The following is a 16,407-nucleotide window of genomic DNA, read 5'->3' on the forward strand; positions in this document are numbered from 1 at the left end:
AATTCGCCGAATCGGGGGACCAAGGTTCGGCGCACGATCACGAGCGGATCTTCGCCGGCGCCCCCGTGGGTTACGCGGACGTGAAAAACGCCCCGAACCTGGTCGGTTCGGGGCGTTTCCCTCATCGCAAATCAGCTGTTGACACCTGAGTGAACTACTCGCGACAACCAGAACGCGCCAGGAATCCGCCTATAGCAACACCTGACAAAGCAATGGCTGCGCCGACGACGGCGCTGACCATCACCGTGCGAGCATCTGTGCCGCCCGCTGTCGGTGCAGCGGCCGGGAGAACCGCCGGTGCCGCGACAGCTCCGGAAACTACCGGCGCGCCTTCGACCGCCACTGCCGGTACCGCCGCCGCCACGGCGGCAGTGACCTTCTCGGGGATGCCGTTGGCAATGACGCCGTCGATGCTCTTGAAGAACACCCCGGCCATCTTCTTGGCTACACCGGTGATCATGCGCTGCCCGACGCCGCCGACCATCCCGCCGACCACGGCGTCGGCGTCATACGAAAGCAGCGTGCCACCCTCGTTCTCCGTCAAGGTGACCGTGACGTCCGCCTTCACCGTGCCGGGAGCACCCGCCCCCGAAGCCGTCATGACAAACGAATTAGGCCGATTCTGTTGCGACAGAACAACCTCGCCGTCGTAGACGCCCTTGATCGACGCGACCCCCGCCATGATGGAGAGCTTGTAGTGATTGTCCGTGAGCTGCTCGAGCGACTGCACACCGGGAATGGTCGCGGCCAGTACACGACCGTCCTGGAGCTTGTCGTAGACCTCTTCGCGAGGTGCCGTCAGCTGCGCGGTGCCGGCGATTCTCATGCATTCTCCTCTGATGACGAACCCGCATGTGCGAGTCGAAGTTCGAACAGTTCGGACGGTGAAATGGGCATGGACGTGATCGAGATTCCTTCGGCGTCCTCGATGGCAGCCGCGATGACGGCGCTGGTGGGGATCACACCGGCCTCACCGGCACCCTTCATTCCGAGTGGGTTGAGCCCTGACGGCGTCACGGTGTGATCCATCTCGAGCGAATCCGGCATCTCGGTGACGAACGGCATCAAGAAGTCCATGTACGACGCGTTGAGCATCTGCCCGTGCTCGTCGTAGACGATCCGCTCGTAGAGTGCGCCGCCGATACCTTGCGCGACGGCGCCCATGACCTGACCTTCGACGATGCGGGGGTTGATCACGTTTCCGCAGTCGTGGATGACAACGTAACGACGGACCGTGATCTCGGCTGTCACGGGATCGGTTTCGACGATCGCCGCGTGCACTCCCGAAGCGAAGGTGGAACTGGGCGGCGAGTAGTAGCCGGTTGCTTCCAGACCGGGCTGCTCACCCTCGGGAATCGGCGGCTTCGACATGTCCGTGTCGGTCTTGGCGAAACCGGTGGCCAGCTTCGACTCACGGTCGAACGCATATCGTAGCGGGTTCGACAGCACGGCAACAACACTCAGCGGTACGGACGTACCCTCCACTCCGGCTTCGGTGCCGATCTTGCACACGTGGCCTTCCCGGAGTTCCAGTTCGGTTTCCGGCAGATCCAGGATTCCGGACGCGATCTTCTTCGCCTTCTCCGCGACCATCTGCGCCGCGACATGGAAGGCCGAACCCGACATGACCGCACCACGCGAGGCGAAAGTGCCGACGGCATAACCGAACCGGCGGGTGTCACCCGTGACGATCTCGACGTCGGAGACCTTGACTCCGAGGTCGTCCGCAACGATCTGGGCGAACGCGGTCTGATGGCCTTGGCCTTGCGTCGTCAAGCCTGTTGCGGCCTTGACCTTTCCGGACGTCTCGACCACGACGTGCGCACCCTCGTAGGGTCCGGGTCCGGTTCCCTCGACGTACGCGCCGATACCGATGCCGACCGACCGACCTTCGGCGCGAGCCTTCCTCTGGTACTCGGGAAATCCGTCCCAGTCGATGAGCTTCTTGAGCTTGTCGATGCCCGCCTGGTAGTCGCCCGTGTCGTAGATCAACGGGCGTCCGTCCTGGAACATCAGGCCGAAGTCGTACGGCATGTCCTCGGGGCGAATGAAGTTCGCCTCCCGCACCGCGATCTTGTCCTTTTTCAGGTACTTGGCGATGGCGTCCATGGATCGCTCCATCGCGAACACGGCCTGCGGACGTCCGGCGCCGCGGTACGGGGTCACGATCACGGTGTTGGTGTACAGCGAATAGGCGTTGACCCGGAACGACTTCGGCTTGTACGGCCCGAGAACCTGCGTCGCGGTGTTGATCATGACGATGATCCCGTACGGCAGGTAGGCACCGTTGTCGTGCCAGAACGTGAAGTCGAACGCCAACAGACGACCCTCGTCGTCGAATCCGATGTCGACCTTCTGGATCTGCCCGCGCTCGTGTGCGCTCGAGATGAAGTGCTCACGGCGATCCTCGACCCACTTCACCTCGCAGGAGATACCGGCCTGGCCGAGGCGTCGAGCGGCCCACGTGATCATGACTTCTTCGGGCCACGGGTGAACGATCTTGACGCCGAATCCGCCGCCGACGTCAGGAGCGATGCAGTGAACCTTGTTCAGCGCCATCCCCAATCGCGCGGCGATTGCGGCGCGGGCGGACGTGGACGTCTGGGTGGAGGTCCAGAACGTGAGGGTGTTCTCGTCACCGTCCCAACGTGCGTAGACGCCCTTGCCCTCCATCGGCATGGAAGCCGAACGCTCGATTTCGAGATCCAGCGTCAGTCGGTGCGGCGCGGCGGCCAGTTCGTCATCCAGATCTCCGAACCCGTGCTGCAGGCGAGCGGCGACGTTGTCCGGAACGTCTGCGTGGACGGCGTTCGCGGCGGTGCGAGCGACGTCGATCCCCACTACAGGCTTCAGCGCCTCGTAGGTGACGTCGATCTTCGCGCAAGCGTCCTCGGCGATGTACCGGTTGTCCGCGACCACCATGGCGATGGCTTCTCCGACATGCTTCACCTCGTCCTTCGCGAGGGGATACCCGTTGCGCGGAGCGATGATTCCCGGATGCGGAATGAGCAGTGGCAGGTTCTCCGCCATTTCCGGCGTGTCGGCCAGGAGATCTTCGTAGGTGTAGATGGCATGTACACCAGGCACTTCCAGCGCCTGGTCGATGTCGATGTCGATGATTCGCGCATGAGCGTGCGGCGACCTGACGAATGCCGCGATCAGCGCGTTGTGGCCCAGATCGTCGAGGTATCGCCCCTGACCGCTGAGCAGACGCGTATCTTCCTCGCGCGGAATCGGTTTACCGAAGAACTTGCCGTCGTCGGCAACCGAATGATCGGCCGTCGAATGATCGGAAGCGGGGTGCTTCGCCCCGTTGCGCTTTGCTGGTTTGACCGGAGTACTCATGCCTTACCCGCCCGTCCTCCGACAGGATTCGTTGTTCCCCGCACCTTGCGATCCAACGCCTCCCGAGTGGACGCGTCGTCGATTCCGAGCGGGAACTGCCCGGCCCGTTCACGCTTGATCTCGGCTGCGCGCAAAACCGACGCCCTGATGTTCTGGTACCCCGTACAACGGCAGAGGTTTCCCGCTATCGCGTCGGTAGCTTCCTCCCGCGTGGGGTTGGGGTTCTCCTCGAGAAATGCCGCGATGGTCGTCACGAATCCCGGAGTGCAGAATCCGCACTGCAGACCGTGACAATCCTTGAACGCCTGCTGAACCGGATGCAAAGTGCCGTCCGGCTCGACGAGGCCTTCGACGGTGGTGATCGATCGACCTTCGAGGCTGGCCGCGAGGACGAGACAGGATCGAACAGGCTTTCCGTCGAGCAGCACGGTGCACGCACCACACACGCCGTGTTCACAACCCACGTGCGTGCCCGTCTTACGGAGGTGGTGACGAATGGCATCCGAAGCCAGAGTGCGGGAGGGAAGAACGACGGTGTTCGTCACCTCGTTGAGCGTGAACGTGACAGCTACATGGTGCTCACCGGTGTCTGCTGCCAGCTCGGCAAGTTGATCATCGATGGAGCGATCGTTTTTGGACATTGTCACCACTTTCCTGCCAGTACTGCGTTCTCACTGAGAGCATCCGTTGCCGCTGCGAAGCCGACCCGCGCGGTGAGCGCGGACACCAACTGCGAGCGGTACGCCGCCGTCCCGTGAATGTCTGCCTCGGTATCTATCTGCGCGCGGGCGCATTCTCCGAGAGTGCGCCACCGCGGATCCCGCTGATCCGTCGCCGACGCCCCCGCCAATACGTCCGTGTAGTCCACGACCTGTCCCAGCTCTCCGGCGGACACGTACGTCATGTGCGCTTCGGCCACCAGACCGTCGACCACGCGAATCCGTGCGACGACACCGACCAGTGCGTAGTCACCGTGACGGCGCGCGATCTCGTCGATGGCGGTTCCCACGCCGGGTTCGGCGGCGGGCACCGACACCGACACCGCGATCTCGTCTGATTCCAGGCTCGACTCGAGAGGGCCGGCGAAGAGATCCGTCGACGCGATCTCGCGGGTGCCACGCACCGACTGGACGGTCACGCTGCCCCCGAGCAGCGTCAGGACTGCCGGCATCTCCGCCGACGGATCGGCATGGACGATGGAGCCGACGCTCGTCCCGCGGTTACGGATCGTGGGGTGCGCTACCAACTGCAGAGCACGGTTCAGCAGAGGCTGGACTCGACGAGCACCTTCGTCGGCCGCCAGCACCGAGTGCGTGGCCAGGGCCTGGAACCGCACTCCTTCGTCTTCGGACGAGGTCACCGAAGCGAGGTTCGGGATCGATCCGATGTCGACGATGTGGGCGGGCGCGGCGAGGCGCATGGACAGCAGCGGCACAAGCGATTGCCCACCGGCGAGCACCTTCCCCTCGTGAGAGACCTCGGAGAGGATTCGGCACGCGTCCTCGACCGAGGACGGTCGGTGATAAGTCAGCGGCGACGGTTTCATTACTCAATCCTGCCTCTATGAGTCACTTCACGTTTTGTGCAGATGTGACAACGGTCACGGGTCATACCTGGCATACATTCAACTTGGCATCACGTGAGCTGCGCCACGGGCTCTTCAAGTTCGTCATCTGACGCATTCGCCCCCGGCGTTGCGCCCGGCCGCCTCCCGGACTTCGGCCTGTTCAGTTCAGGGTTCCAGGACCCCACGAGCCGGCAGAGGTGGTACATCGCGATCAAGACGATGGTGCCGAGCGCGATACCTCCGAGCGAGAACGTGTCACTGAACTTCAGCGCCGTGTCGCCGATACCGATGATCAGACCGGCGGCAATCGGCATCAGATTCAGCGGGTTCCCGAAGTCGACGCCGTTCTCTTTCCAGATCTTGGCGCCGAGCAGACCGATCATGCCGAACAGAACCACAAGAATTCCGCCCAGGACGCCGCCGGGCGTCGCCGCCATGACTGCTCCGAACTTGGGCGAGAAGCCGAGCAGGATCGCGATGAAACCCGCAATCACGTACGCGGCGGTCGAGTACACCCGCGTGGCAGCCATGACACCGATGTTCTCGGCATGAGTCGTCGTAGGGGAGCCGCCTACTGCGCTGGCGATGGCGGTGGCAAAACCGTCACCGGCAATGGCGCGTCCGATGTACGGGTCGAGGTCGTCGCCCGTGATTTCGGCGACCGCCTTGACGTGTCCGGCGTTTTCCGCGACCAGTGCGATGACACCGGGAAGCACCAGAACGATGAACGTGAGGCTGAACGAGGGAGCATGAATACCGACGATCCCGTTGGCTTCGTCCGAGAACGGCGGCAACCCGAACCAGGACGCCGAGTGCACCAAATCCCAGTTGACACGAAAGTGCTCGGTGGGTGCGCCACTACCACTGGCGGACGTGATCGGACCGGAGAGCCGGTCGAGGACCCACGAGAAGATGTAGCCGAAAACCAGCGCGACGAGAATGGCGATACGTCCCAGGAAGCCGCGTAGCGCAACGCTCATCACGATCAGTGCAACCATCACGATCAGTGCCACCCACTGATCCTGCGGCCAGTACAACCCCGCGACCACAGGCGCCAGGTTGAAGCCGATCAACATCACCACAGCGCCGGTCACCACCGGCGGTAGCGCTTTACTGATGACGCCACCGCCGAGAAAGTGGATGGCGATGCCGACGAATCCCAGAACCAACCCCGACACCAGAATCGCACCGGTCACTTCGGCCGTCGTTCCACCTTGGGCACGAATGGCGGCAACGCCACCGACAAAAGCTGCGGATGTTCCGAGGTAGCTGGGGACGTGCCCCTTGACCACCAGCAGGAAGAAGAGCGTACAAAAGCCCGACATCATCACGGCAAGTTGAGGATTGAGGCCCATGATGATCGGGAAGACGAACGTCGCGCCGAACATCGACACGACATGCTGGCCGCCCAACCCGATGGTTCTCGCCCAACTGAGTCGCTCGCCGGGAGCGACCACTTCACCGGCTCCGATGTTCTTTCCGTCTCCGTGCAACGTCCAGATCGGCATGACGAGACCTTTCGCAAAGGAGGAAGGTGTTCGAAATGCTTTGTGCCCCAGCTCACAAACACCGTGTCTGGAGTGAAACGCTAATGCAGGACCGAGATTTGGACGTGATGACAATCTGCCAGAACCCACTCACCGAGATTGGCAACAATGGTGGCAGATGATGCGGGCAGGGGTCATCGTCAGTGCTGGAGGCAGTTTCGACCGAGATGAGGACCACGCCACAAAGGGCCCAAACATTTTCTTCGGCTTAATGATTCCGTAACACGATGTCTGTCAACGGAAAACGAGGTACCTAGCCGAGGGCTGCGAGGATTCCCGCTGCCATCTCCGCGACCTGATCATCGGTCATGACGAACGTCGGCGAAATCTGCATCGCACCCTGACCCGCGGCGCGACCCGAAATACCATGCTCACGAAGCGTCTTCACAAACGGCAACGCCTCCGCCGGATCAGCCAACTGCACTGCCGCGACCGCACCGAGCCCACTACGAACCTCCGCCACCCGCGGATGCTCCGCCAACGGCTGCAGATGCGTATGCAACGACGCCTCCAAACGCTTCGACTCCGCGAGCAAATTCTCACGCTCGAGAATGTCGAGGTTCGCCATCGCCGCCGCAGCAGCACCGGCATGCCCGCCGTAGGTGTACCCATGGCGCCACCACGAACCCGCATAGAACGGCTCCGCCACCCGCGGCGCGATGAACACCGCACCCATCGGAACGTAACCCGACGTCAAACCCTTTGCCGTGGTCATCATGTCCGGCTGCAAATCGAAACGAGTGGACGCGAACCACTCGCCGCCGATACGGCCGAAACCGGTCACGACCTCGTCGACGACAAAGAGGATGTCGTGTTCGCGGCAGATGTCACGCACCTCCGCCAGATACCCCTCCGGCGGAAGATACACCCCACCCGCACCGATGATCGGCTCCGCGAAGAACGCCGCGATCTTGTTCGCACCGATCTTCTCGATCAACTCGAGCAGGCTCTTCGCATCGTCCCAGCCGACGGTCGCCGCATCCGCCATCAGCTCGCCGTACCCCTCACGGTTCACCGGAATACCCGCCAGAGCTGTTCCCGCAACGTGCATTCCGTGATACGCCTTCTGGCGTCCGACGATGATCGCCTTCTCCGGCTGCCCCACCTCGTGCCAGTACCGACGAGCCAGCTTCGCCGCAGTGTCCACCGAATCCGAACCACCCGAGGTGAAGAAGATCTTGCTCCCGGCAACCGGCGCGATGGCCGCCAGACGCTCGGCCAACACCTGCGTGGTCTCGGGAACAAAATCACCGAAATTCGAGAAATGAGCGATCTTCGACAACTGAGCCGCCACCGCATCCGCGATCTCGGTGCAGCCGTGCCCGACATTGGTGAACCACAGGCCCGCCGTCGCATCCAGATACCGAGTGCCCTCGCGGTCCCAGATGTACGCGCCCTCACCGCGAGAGACGACAAACGCGCCGTTCTTCTCCACAGCGCCCATGTCCGCGAATCCGTGCCACAATGCCGAAGCCATCGTCTTTCTCTCCCAACTGGATACGTTCGAAATAGATCGGTCAGTTCACGCGGAGTGCGGGCGGAAGAACCCGCTCGACCCACTGGGTTGCCTGCTCGAATGCGTAGGCGAGTTGGAGTACGTCCAAGTCGGCTCCGTGCCGACCGATGATCTGGATACCCATGGGAAGCGAACGATCGTCGAAGCCGACCGGCATCCCCGCAACCGGAACCCCGGCCATCGTCCAGGGAACAACCGTCTCCATCCACCGGTGATACGTGTCCATCGATCGGCCGTCGACGGTCTCGGGCCAGTGAGTGTTCTTGTCGAAAGGAAACACCTGGGCACTGGGCGCAAGAATGTAGTCGTAGGTTTCGAACATCTTGGTAATGGCCGACAGCCAGCCGTTGCGGGCCTCCGCGGCCTTGGTCACGTCGAGAGCCGACAGTGTGACCGCGTGCTCGAGTTCCCACAACAGTTCGGGCTTCATCAACTCGCGCAAGCTCGGATCGTTGTACTGATCGATCAAGCCGAGCTGTGCCCACCAACGCCACCGCAAGAACAGTTGCCAGATGTCCTCGGGTTTGAAGTCGGGAAGCGCCGCCTCGACGCGGCACCCCAACTGTTCGAAGACCTCGAACGAGGATTCGCACAACTCGAGAACTCCAGGTTCGGTTGCCAGGTAACCGTTCCAGTCACCGACCCATGCGATCCGAGAGCCCTTCAGATCACGTGCGAGGCTTTCGGTGAATACCGCGGGATCCTCACGAATCCCCAACGGTGCATGAGCATCCGGCCCCGCCATCGTGGAAAGCAGGTGAGCCACGTCGGTGACGGTTCGGCCCATCGGGCCCACAACGGCGCCCTGAGCGATGAATCCCGTCTCCGGTATCCGACCCCAGGATGGTCGAAACCCAACAACGTTGTTGAATGCCGACGGGTTTCGGAGCGAACCCATGTAATCGCTTCCGTCAGCCACCGGCAACATGCGGAGCGCCAACGACGCTGCGGCGCCACCGCTGCTACCGCCGGCAGTGCGCGAATTGTCGTACGGCGACACCGTCGTACCCCACACCGGGTTGTACGTCTGGGATCCGAGCCCGAACTCCGGTGTGTTCGTCTTGCCGATCACAATGGCACCGGCAGACCTGATCCGCTTGACGAACAGTTCGTCATCTTCGGCGATTCGATCCGCGAACATCGGCGACCCGGACGTGAACGGCAGACCCTTGGCTGCCGAAAGATCCTTCACCGCATGCGGAAACCCGTGCATCCAACCGAGATACTGCCCACTCGCCAACTGCGAATCACGCTCGCGCGCCTCCGCCGTCAACGCTTCCCGATCCCGCAATGCGACGATCGCGTTCACCGCCGGGTTATGTAATTCGATCTGATCGAGGAAGCTGTCCATCACCTCGACACACGACACTTCACGCCTGCGTATCAGACCACTGAGCGTGACCGCATCGGCCATGACGAGTTCGCGATTCTCGGGCGCACCGGAAACGCTCTCGTCGACAGGGTCAGCAGCATGAACCATCGTGAATCCTTTCAAGCAGTGAAGTGGGGTACGCCGCGGCGGACTCGCCGACACCGGCAACTGATTCGAGGACGAATTGCCGGTGGCGGCGCGACTGTCGAGGTTTCCAGCGAGGTTCTTGCCTACTACTGACCGAGATCGACGATGGCAGCGACTGGGCCGCCGCCCTCGGGACCCTGGTGCGCTGCCGATACCGAGACGAACACTGCCGGATCGCCGGTGACAGCTGCCGTGACTCCGCCGACACACGACTTGATCTGGCGGTGCCAGTGCACGTCGGAGTCGTCGAGCATCGCATTACGACGGCCACGGACCGTTCCGTCCTGACTGGCCTCGCACTTCAAGAACACGTTGACGAGTTGACCGTCCAGGTCGCTCGAGTGCGGCCGCTCCGGAAGTTCGAGTCCGGCGTCACGGATCGCCGCCCAAATGCCGTCCTGGTCGAGCGGATCCTTCATCACGCTGTGGCCGATCCGGTAGCGTCCGCCGACGCCGCGTGCGTTACCGACGACGACGATCTGCGCGCGGTCCAACTCGACGCCGGACGAGCAGGATGCGACAGAGGAGAAGAGTTCGCGGCTGTGCATGACATCCTCGTCGGTCGGCATGTCGATTTCGCCGAGCGCAACCGCGATCCCCAGAGCCGTTCCGCCGTTGGACAGGTCCATCGACTCATGAGTCTGTTCGGTCCACACAGTCTTGCCGCGGCTCTTGGCGTCACGGATGGTGTGAATTGTCAGCAACGGAGTCTTGGTCTGTACGTAGTGCACGTCGGCGGGATCGGTGATGCCGGCATTGGCCATCGCGTCTTTCACTGCCGCAGCAACTTTGGTGATCATGGCCGTACGGCCGATGTCCTCGGGCAGCAGTTGCTCACTCATGGCGACACCCACGGTCAGGCGCGGCTCGTCGGTCTTGGTGACCTTGTCTGCCGGCACGGTCGCGAAGATCGTCGCGTGCGGGCTGATCACGCCGTCCGTGCCGCCGGACCAGACGATCGGCACCTCCGCCACTTCTTCGGGGCTGCGATTACCCTTGGCGGAGAGAACCTCTCGGAACGCTCGGTCCGCGATGATGCGCGTGTAGTCGTTGACGCCGCCGTTACCCTCGGTTTTGCCGATGACTGCAATGACGCGGTCGGCCTCGAGGACACCGTCGTCGATCAGCTTGGCGAGCTCACTGGCGTCGGAGACGCTGTGTAGCGGAACCTTACGGACCTCGATTGCTTCGGGCATTGGCATCTCCTTGTATAGGGAATCGTGGAGGCAAAATTGGGCCTTGACAGCTCCGGGCGCCCAGTCCAGCCGAGCGGTTCGGAACTGCCGTGTCGACCACGCTATGACGACTCGAACCCATCGGCATCGTCAATACTTGCCCAAACGAAAACCGCGATTGGTTATTTCGACTCCGAATCACCGGTTGTGCGCCGCCCCATCGGTTCTCACTTACGATTCGACCATGGACACCACTGTTGTCGACCATCCGCTGGCGGCATCGCTGCTCACGACCATGCGCGACGCTCGCAGCGACAACGCAACGTTCCGGTCCGCCTTGCGCAGACTGACCCATATGTTGGTCTACGAGGCCATGCGCGGCGCAGAACTGGAACAGTTCGACATCGAGACGCCAGTTGCTCCGACGCTGGGGGTGCGGCTGGCGAATCCACCACTCCTGGTCCCGGTCTTGCGAGCGGGCCTCGGCATGGTCGAACAGGCGAGTGCCCTCATTCCGCAGGCAGGCGTCGGTTTCGTGGGAATGGCACGAGACGAGAAGACACACCAGCCGGTTCCGTATCTGGAGTCCCTGCCTGCTGATCTGTCGAGCACCCCCGTCTACGTCCTCGATCCGATGTTGGCGACCGGTGGATCCATCGTCCGCACAATCGATCTGCTCATTGCACGCGGAGCCACCGATGTGACTGCAATATGTGTCGTCGTGGCTCCGGAAGGGATCGAAGCACTGAAGAACTCCGGACATCCGGTCCGGCTCCTCACAGCGAGCATCGACGACGGCCTGAACGAAAATGCTTTCCTGATACCTGGACTCGGAGACGCGGGCGATCGCCAATTCGGGCCGCGGTAGTTGGCAGACATACGGAGAACCGCTCATTCCGAGAGGCTATTTTCGTCAACTGTTGACAATGTTCACTGTGAGATCGAGCGTAGTCTCGCGACATGGATAGATCTGCCAAATATTCGAGCGAAGAGCTTCAACATTTGCCAGAAGGTGGCGACTACAGACTCACAGTTCGGGATGTCCTCGAGCTGCCCAGTCTGCGTGGAGCCGAAGTCCTTGCCGGGCACGGGGGCTTGCGCCACCTCGTTCAATCGGTGAACGTGATGGAAGTACCGGACATCCTCGCTTGGGTGAAGCCGAACGAGTTGTTGGTGACAACCGGGTTCCCGCTGCGCTACGGGCGAACCGGCGAGCTTCTCGACGACACAGATCTCAGTGACCTCGTCGACGGTCTTGCACGTCGAGGAGTCGCGGCACTTGCCGTGAAAACGGGCCGTTATCTCGACGAGCTGCCCGAGGCGATGCTGCACATGGCAGAGCAGCGAGGGCTTCCGCTGTTGGTTCTTCCCGTCACCGCGGGATTCGACGAGGTGATCTCGGAGGTCTTCACCAAGTTGGTGGCGAAGCAGTCCGCGGCACTCGACATTGCCGATCGACTTCACCGCTCGTTGACGTCGATCGTCTTGGAAGGTGGCGATCTACCTCAGATTGCCGCAGAATTCGCCGCGCTTTTCGACGTCAGCGTTCTCATCTGCTCGCCGGACGGAAGAGTGTTGACGGAGGCCGGAGATTCAGCCGCGCTGAACGCGCTTCCGTTGTTCGAAAGCACCGGTCGGTTCCTGACCGAACGGGTCGCTGTCGGTTTACAGAACGCGCCCAAAGGATTTCCCGGCCAGTTGGCGCTCACCCGGGTGGTGGCCGGCGGCACCGACCACGGCCGAATGGTGGCGTACGCCGGCACCCACGAACTCGGCGCAGTTGTCGTTCAAGCGCTGGAGCGAGCGGCCACCGTTGCCGCGCTGGCCGTCACCAAACAGCTGGCAGTTGCGGCAGTGGAATCCAAGTTCCGCGGCGACTTCCTCCGCGACGCACTGATAGGCGAAGCCGGCTCGCCAGCGGAAGTGAGCGCGCACTTCACCCAGTTGGGGTGGGATGTCACTCGTCCACTTGCCGTTGTGGTTGCAGAACTCGACGTCGATCACCCGGAATCCCAGCACGCGAATTCCACTCGCACGGACCAAGATCGACTCAGCGACGGCTGGCAACAAGTGGTACGAACACACGAGCGGACGGCGCCGTCCGTCGGGTTTCGACACGAGGTGGTCACGCTTTTCCCGACCAGCACCGACCGTGCGGTTCGGGACATCGAAGGGTTGGTGCGCAAGGTTGCCGGCGATCGCACCAGCGGCCGCCGATCCTTCAGCACGGGAGTGAGCCGGGTGATCTACTCCCTGGCCGATCTACCCGCGGCCTACGACCAAGCCTGTACAGCCGTGGTCGTCGGCCGACGTATCAACGGGCCGGGGCAGATCGCACACTTCGACGAACTCGGTGTACACCGACTCCTCTCGCTCCAGACGGACAAGAGCGAACTGCGTTCGTTCACCGATGACGTTCTGAAGTCCTTGTCGGCGGACAACGCCGAAGCCGCTGACCTGCGTCTGACACTCCAGACCCTGCTCGACTGCAATTGCAATGTCGCCGAGGCCTCCCGGGCGCTGCACATGCACTACAACACTTTGCGTTACAGAATCGGAAAGCTGGAGAGCGTCGTCGGATCGTTCACCGACGACCCCGTCCTTCGATTGAACGTCTCACTCGCCCTGCAGGTCATGAAGATGCACGAAATGTCATGACTTCGCACGATATGAGCTGACAGAACGTCCCGATAACGGTTCGATACAACCGCAATCGCGCCGCCCGGTGAGCGTTCGTCACTTCTTACCCACCACTGACACCCGTCGTCGGCAAGGTTACCCATGTGCCGTTCACCGGTGCCCGCTTACGGTTCGAAAGACGGGCCGCACATACCTCCTTCAGTGGCCCTGGCCGGTTTCTCGGTCCAGCGGACCGGAGTCGACCGAACTACGGAGGCCTCAACCACCAACTGGCTCAGCCAATTACACCAGAACACGGCGGTGCGACATGAACTCGACTTCGAAGCCTCACAACACAAGTGCTCGTAGTGGTCCGTTACACGACGTGATAGTCGTCGACCTCACGCGCGCACTCGCGGGTCCTCACGCGGCAATGATGCTCGGCGATCTGGGTGCCGACGTGATCAAGGTCGAATCACCTCACGGCGGCGACGACACCCGTGGGTGGGGGCCGCCTTTTGTGGAGCCCACGTTGGAACCACCGAACACGCAACGGGAATCGACGTATTTTCTGTCCACGAACCGGAACAAGAAGTCGATCACGCTCGATCTGAAATCCGACAGTGGGCGCGCGACCCTCGAAGATCTCGTCTGCCGCGCCGATGTTCTCATGGAGAACTTCCGCACCGGAGTTCTCGATCGACTCGGATTCTCGACCGAGCGGCTGGCCGAACTCAATCCTCGACTGATCGTTCTGTCCATCAGCGGTTTCGGCCACGACGGCCCGGAAGGCGGTCGCGCCGGCTACGACCAGATCGCCCAGGGGGAAGCCGGACTCATGTCGCTGACCGGCTCGAGTCCGGACGACGTTCAACGAGTCGGAGTTCCGATCGCCGATCTTCTCGCCGGAATGTACGGGGCGTTCGGTGTCGTCGCGGCTTTGAAGGAACGCGAGCAGACGGGGAGAGGCCGCGTTGTCCGAACGTCGCTCTTGGCCAGCGTGGTCGGTGTTCACGCGTTTCAAGGAACGAAGTGGACCGTCGCCGGTGAGGTAGGCACAGCGCAGGGCAACCACCATCCCTCCATCGCACCGTACGGACTCTTTCGTACCGGCGATGGCGCAGTACAGATCTCGGTCGGCAGCGAAAGCCTGTGGAGAAGATTCTGCGAAGGATTCGACCTCGACCCTGACGCCCCGGGTATGGCAACAAACGCCGAACGCGTCGAAAATCATTTCCAGGTCGTCGAATTGATCGAACGTACCTTCAAGCCGTACTCGCGTGACGAGCTTCTGACCGAACTCGACCGCATCGGAGTACCGGCAGGACGGGTTCGGACGATCTCCGAAGTGTACGAATGGGAGCAGACCCGATCACAGGGATTGCTCGTCGACGTCGACCACAGCACGCTCGGAAACATCACACTGCCCGGTCCACCGCTACGATTTTTCGATCCGGACGGAACCGAAGTGACGGAGACCCGCCACACTGCACCTCCGGTTCTCGGTGAAGACACTGACGAAATCATGTCGTGGCTACAAGGATTCACCCGATGAACCGCCTGACGGCTCGCGACTTGCTCGATCTGGTGATCGATGCCGGCACCTGGGAATCGTGGGATACCCCTCCGATTCCCGTCGCGACCGACTCCGACTACGCCGAAGCACTTCTGCGGGCCCAGGAGAAGACCGGGCTCGACGAGTCCGTCCTGACCGGAAGCGCCTCCGTCCGAGGCCGCCGTGTGGCAATCATCGTCTGCGAGTTCGGTTTTCTCGGTGGTTCGATCGGCGTGGCGGCGGGAGAACGCCTCGTCGTCGCCATCCGTCGAGCCACCCAAGAGCAGCTGCCCCTTCTTGCGCTTCCCACGTCCGGGGGAACGCGTATGCAGGAGGGGACGACGGCGTTTTTGCAGATGGTCAAGATCACCGCGGCGCTCATCAAGCACAAAGAAGCGCACCTGCCCTACATCGTCTATCTCCGAAACCCCACCACCGGAGGCGTATTCGCGTCCTGGGGATCACTCGGTCACGTGACGATCGCGGAACCGGGGGCCCTCGTCGGATTCCTCGGCCCTCGAGTGTTCGAGGCCTTGTACAACTCACCTTTCCCCGCCGGTGTCCAGACAGCGGAGAACCTTCACGAGCACGGACTCATCGATGCAGTGAGGCCGCCAGACCAGCTCGCCGAAATCGTCGAACGCGCATTGCGCATCATCACCGGGGCGCATCGTGGGTACTTATTGCCCAGTGACCCGTGCTCGTACGATTGCCCACCCGATACGTCGGCGTGGGAATCCGTCGTCGCATCCCGGCGCGAAGACCGACCGGGGATACGGGAAGTGTTGCTCAATTCCGCCTCGGACATGCTCCCGCTCAACGGAACCGGCCAAGGCGAGAACGATCCCGGCATCATGCTCGCGCTCGTTCGCTTCGGCGACATGCCCTGCGTCCTTCTCGGACAGGACCGGCGCGGACAGACTGCTCACTCCCCACTCGGCCCCGGCGCTCTGCGGGAGGCTCGGCGAGGTATGCGGCTGGCCGCAGAACTCGACCTGCCGCTGGTGACGATCATCGACACAGCGGGCGCGGCACTGTCGAAGGAGGCCGAAGAAGGTGGACTGGCGGGCGAGATCGCTCGGTGCATAGCCGACATGATTTCACTCGAGGTCCCCACCATTTCCCTCCTGCTCGGGCAGGGCACGGGCGGCGGCGCCCTGGCACTGATTCCGGCCGATCGAGTGCTGGCGGCCCGCCACGGTTGGCTCTCGCCCTTACCTCCCGAAGGTGCGAGCGCGATCATGTTCCACGACGTCACGCACGCGCCGGACATGGCAGCCAGTCAAGGGATCAGGTCCTTCGATCTGCTCGCGGGCGGCATCGTCGATCGGGTCATCCCCGAATTTCCCGATGCCGCGGACGAATCCGCCGCCTTCTGCACTCGCGTCGGAGCGGTACTGCACTACGAGCTGAGCGTGCTCAGTGCTACCGATGCGACTGAACGGCTCAACACCCGCACCGAACGCATCGACCGTATCGGCCTGGTCGAAGCCAGTACCTCCGTCTGATCGATCAGTACCCAGAACACCGGAAAGGCCGGACATCCTCCGCGGAGGATGTCCGG

Annotated in this window: 12 protein-coding genes; 4 read left to right on the forward strand and 8 right to left on the reverse strand. The window is 62.4% G+C overall.

Going from position 1 to position 16,407, the window contains the following annotated elements; genetic code table 11:
- Positions 1–154 precede the first annotated feature (154 nt).
- The 8 genes from ACN50D_RS11085 to ACN50D_RS11120 all read right to left on the reverse strand — a co-directional run bounded on the left by ACN50D_RS11085 (position 155) and on the right by ACN50D_RS11120 (position 10,690).
- Positions 155–826, reverse strand: a complete 672-nt coding sequence (locus ACN50D_RS11085) for an SRPBCC family protein (protein WP_007735490.1) — start codon at positions 824–826, stop codon at positions 155–157.
- Positions 823–3,345, reverse strand: a complete 2,523-nt coding sequence (gene cutA / locus ACN50D_RS11090; RefSeq protein WP_211921791.1) for an aerobic carbon-monoxide dehydrogenase large subunit — start codon at positions 3,343–3,345, stop codon at positions 823–825. Before cutA ends, ACN50D_RS11085 begins: the two co-directional genes overlap by 4 nt.
- Positions 3,342–3,986, reverse strand: coding sequence for a (2Fe-2S)-binding protein (locus ACN50D_RS11095; protein ID WP_003946048.1), 645 nt, complete (start codon positions 3,984–3,986; stop codon positions 3,342–3,344). The genes cutA and ACN50D_RS11095 overlap by 4 nt, the downstream gene beginning before the upstream one ends.
- 2 nt (positions 3,987–3,988) lie before the next feature.
- A complete protein-coding gene (locus ACN50D_RS11100) occupies positions 3,989–4,891 on the reverse strand; it encodes an FAD binding domain-containing protein (RefSeq protein WP_042448023.1) in 903 nt (300 codons plus the stop codon).
- Between the two features lie 89 nt (positions 4,892–4,980).
- On the reverse strand, positions 4,981–6,420 hold the full coding sequence (locus ACN50D_RS11105) for a uracil-xanthine permease family protein (RefSeq protein ID WP_211921793.1): 1,440 nt from the start codon (positions 6,418–6,420) through the stop codon (positions 4,981–4,983).
- 292 nt (positions 6,421–6,712) lie between these two features.
- Positions 6,713–7,936 carry an aspartate aminotransferase family protein gene (locus ACN50D_RS11110; protein ID WP_211921795.1) on the reverse strand — a complete coding sequence of 408 codons (1,224 nt, stop codon included), beginning with the start codon at positions 7,934–7,936 and terminating at the stop codon, positions 6,713–6,715.
- Positions 7,937–7,976: 40 nt separating this feature from the next.
- Positions 7,977–9,455, reverse strand: a complete 1,479-nt coding sequence (locus ACN50D_RS11115) for an amidase (RefSeq protein ID WP_211921797.1) — start codon at positions 9,453–9,455, stop codon at positions 7,977–7,979.
- Between the two features lie 125 nt (positions 9,456–9,580).
- The gene (locus ACN50D_RS11120) at positions 9,581–10,690 is read right to left on the reverse strand and encodes a ring-opening amidohydrolase (protein WP_007735206.1); all 1,110 of its coding nucleotides are present in this window, start codon (positions 10,688–10,690) and stop codon (positions 9,581–9,583) included.
- A gap of 223 nt (positions 10,691–10,913) precedes the next feature.
- Here ACN50D_RS11120 and upp point away from each other — a divergent pair, with 223 nt between their 5' ends.
- The 4 genes from upp to ACN50D_RS11140 all read left to right on the forward strand — a co-directional run bounded on the left by upp (position 10,914) and on the right by ACN50D_RS11140 (position 16,351).
- A complete protein-coding gene (upp, locus tag ACN50D_RS11125; RefSeq protein ID WP_007735207.1) occupies positions 10,914–11,537 on the forward strand; it encodes a uracil phosphoribosyltransferase in 624 nt (207 codons plus the stop codon).
- Between the two features lie 92 nt (positions 11,538–11,629).
- The gene (locus ACN50D_RS11130; protein ID WP_003946020.1) at positions 11,630–13,327 is read left to right on the forward strand and encodes a PucR family transcriptional regulator; all 1,698 of its coding nucleotides are present in this window, start codon (positions 11,630–11,632) and stop codon (positions 13,325–13,327) included.
- 289 nt (positions 13,328–13,616) lie between these two features.
- Positions 13,617–14,843 carry a CaiB/BaiF CoA transferase family protein gene (locus tag ACN50D_RS11135; RefSeq protein WP_030537716.1) on the forward strand — a complete coding sequence of 409 codons (1,227 nt, stop codon included), beginning with the start codon at positions 13,617–13,619 and terminating at the stop codon, positions 14,841–14,843.
- Entirely contained in the window at positions 14,840–16,351 is a 1,512-nt protein-coding gene (locus ACN50D_RS11140; RefSeq protein ID WP_007735211.1) for a carboxyl transferase domain-containing protein, read from the forward strand. The genes ACN50D_RS11135 and ACN50D_RS11140 overlap by 4 nt, the downstream gene beginning before the upstream one ends.
- Positions 16,352–16,407 lie beyond the last annotated feature (56 nt).

The organism is Rhodococcus sp. SB1D (assembly GCF_048573875.1).
GTDB classification, from domain to species: Bacteria; Actinomycetota; Actinomycetes; order Mycobacteriales; family Mycobacteriaceae; genus Rhodococcus_F; species Rhodococcus_F qingshengii.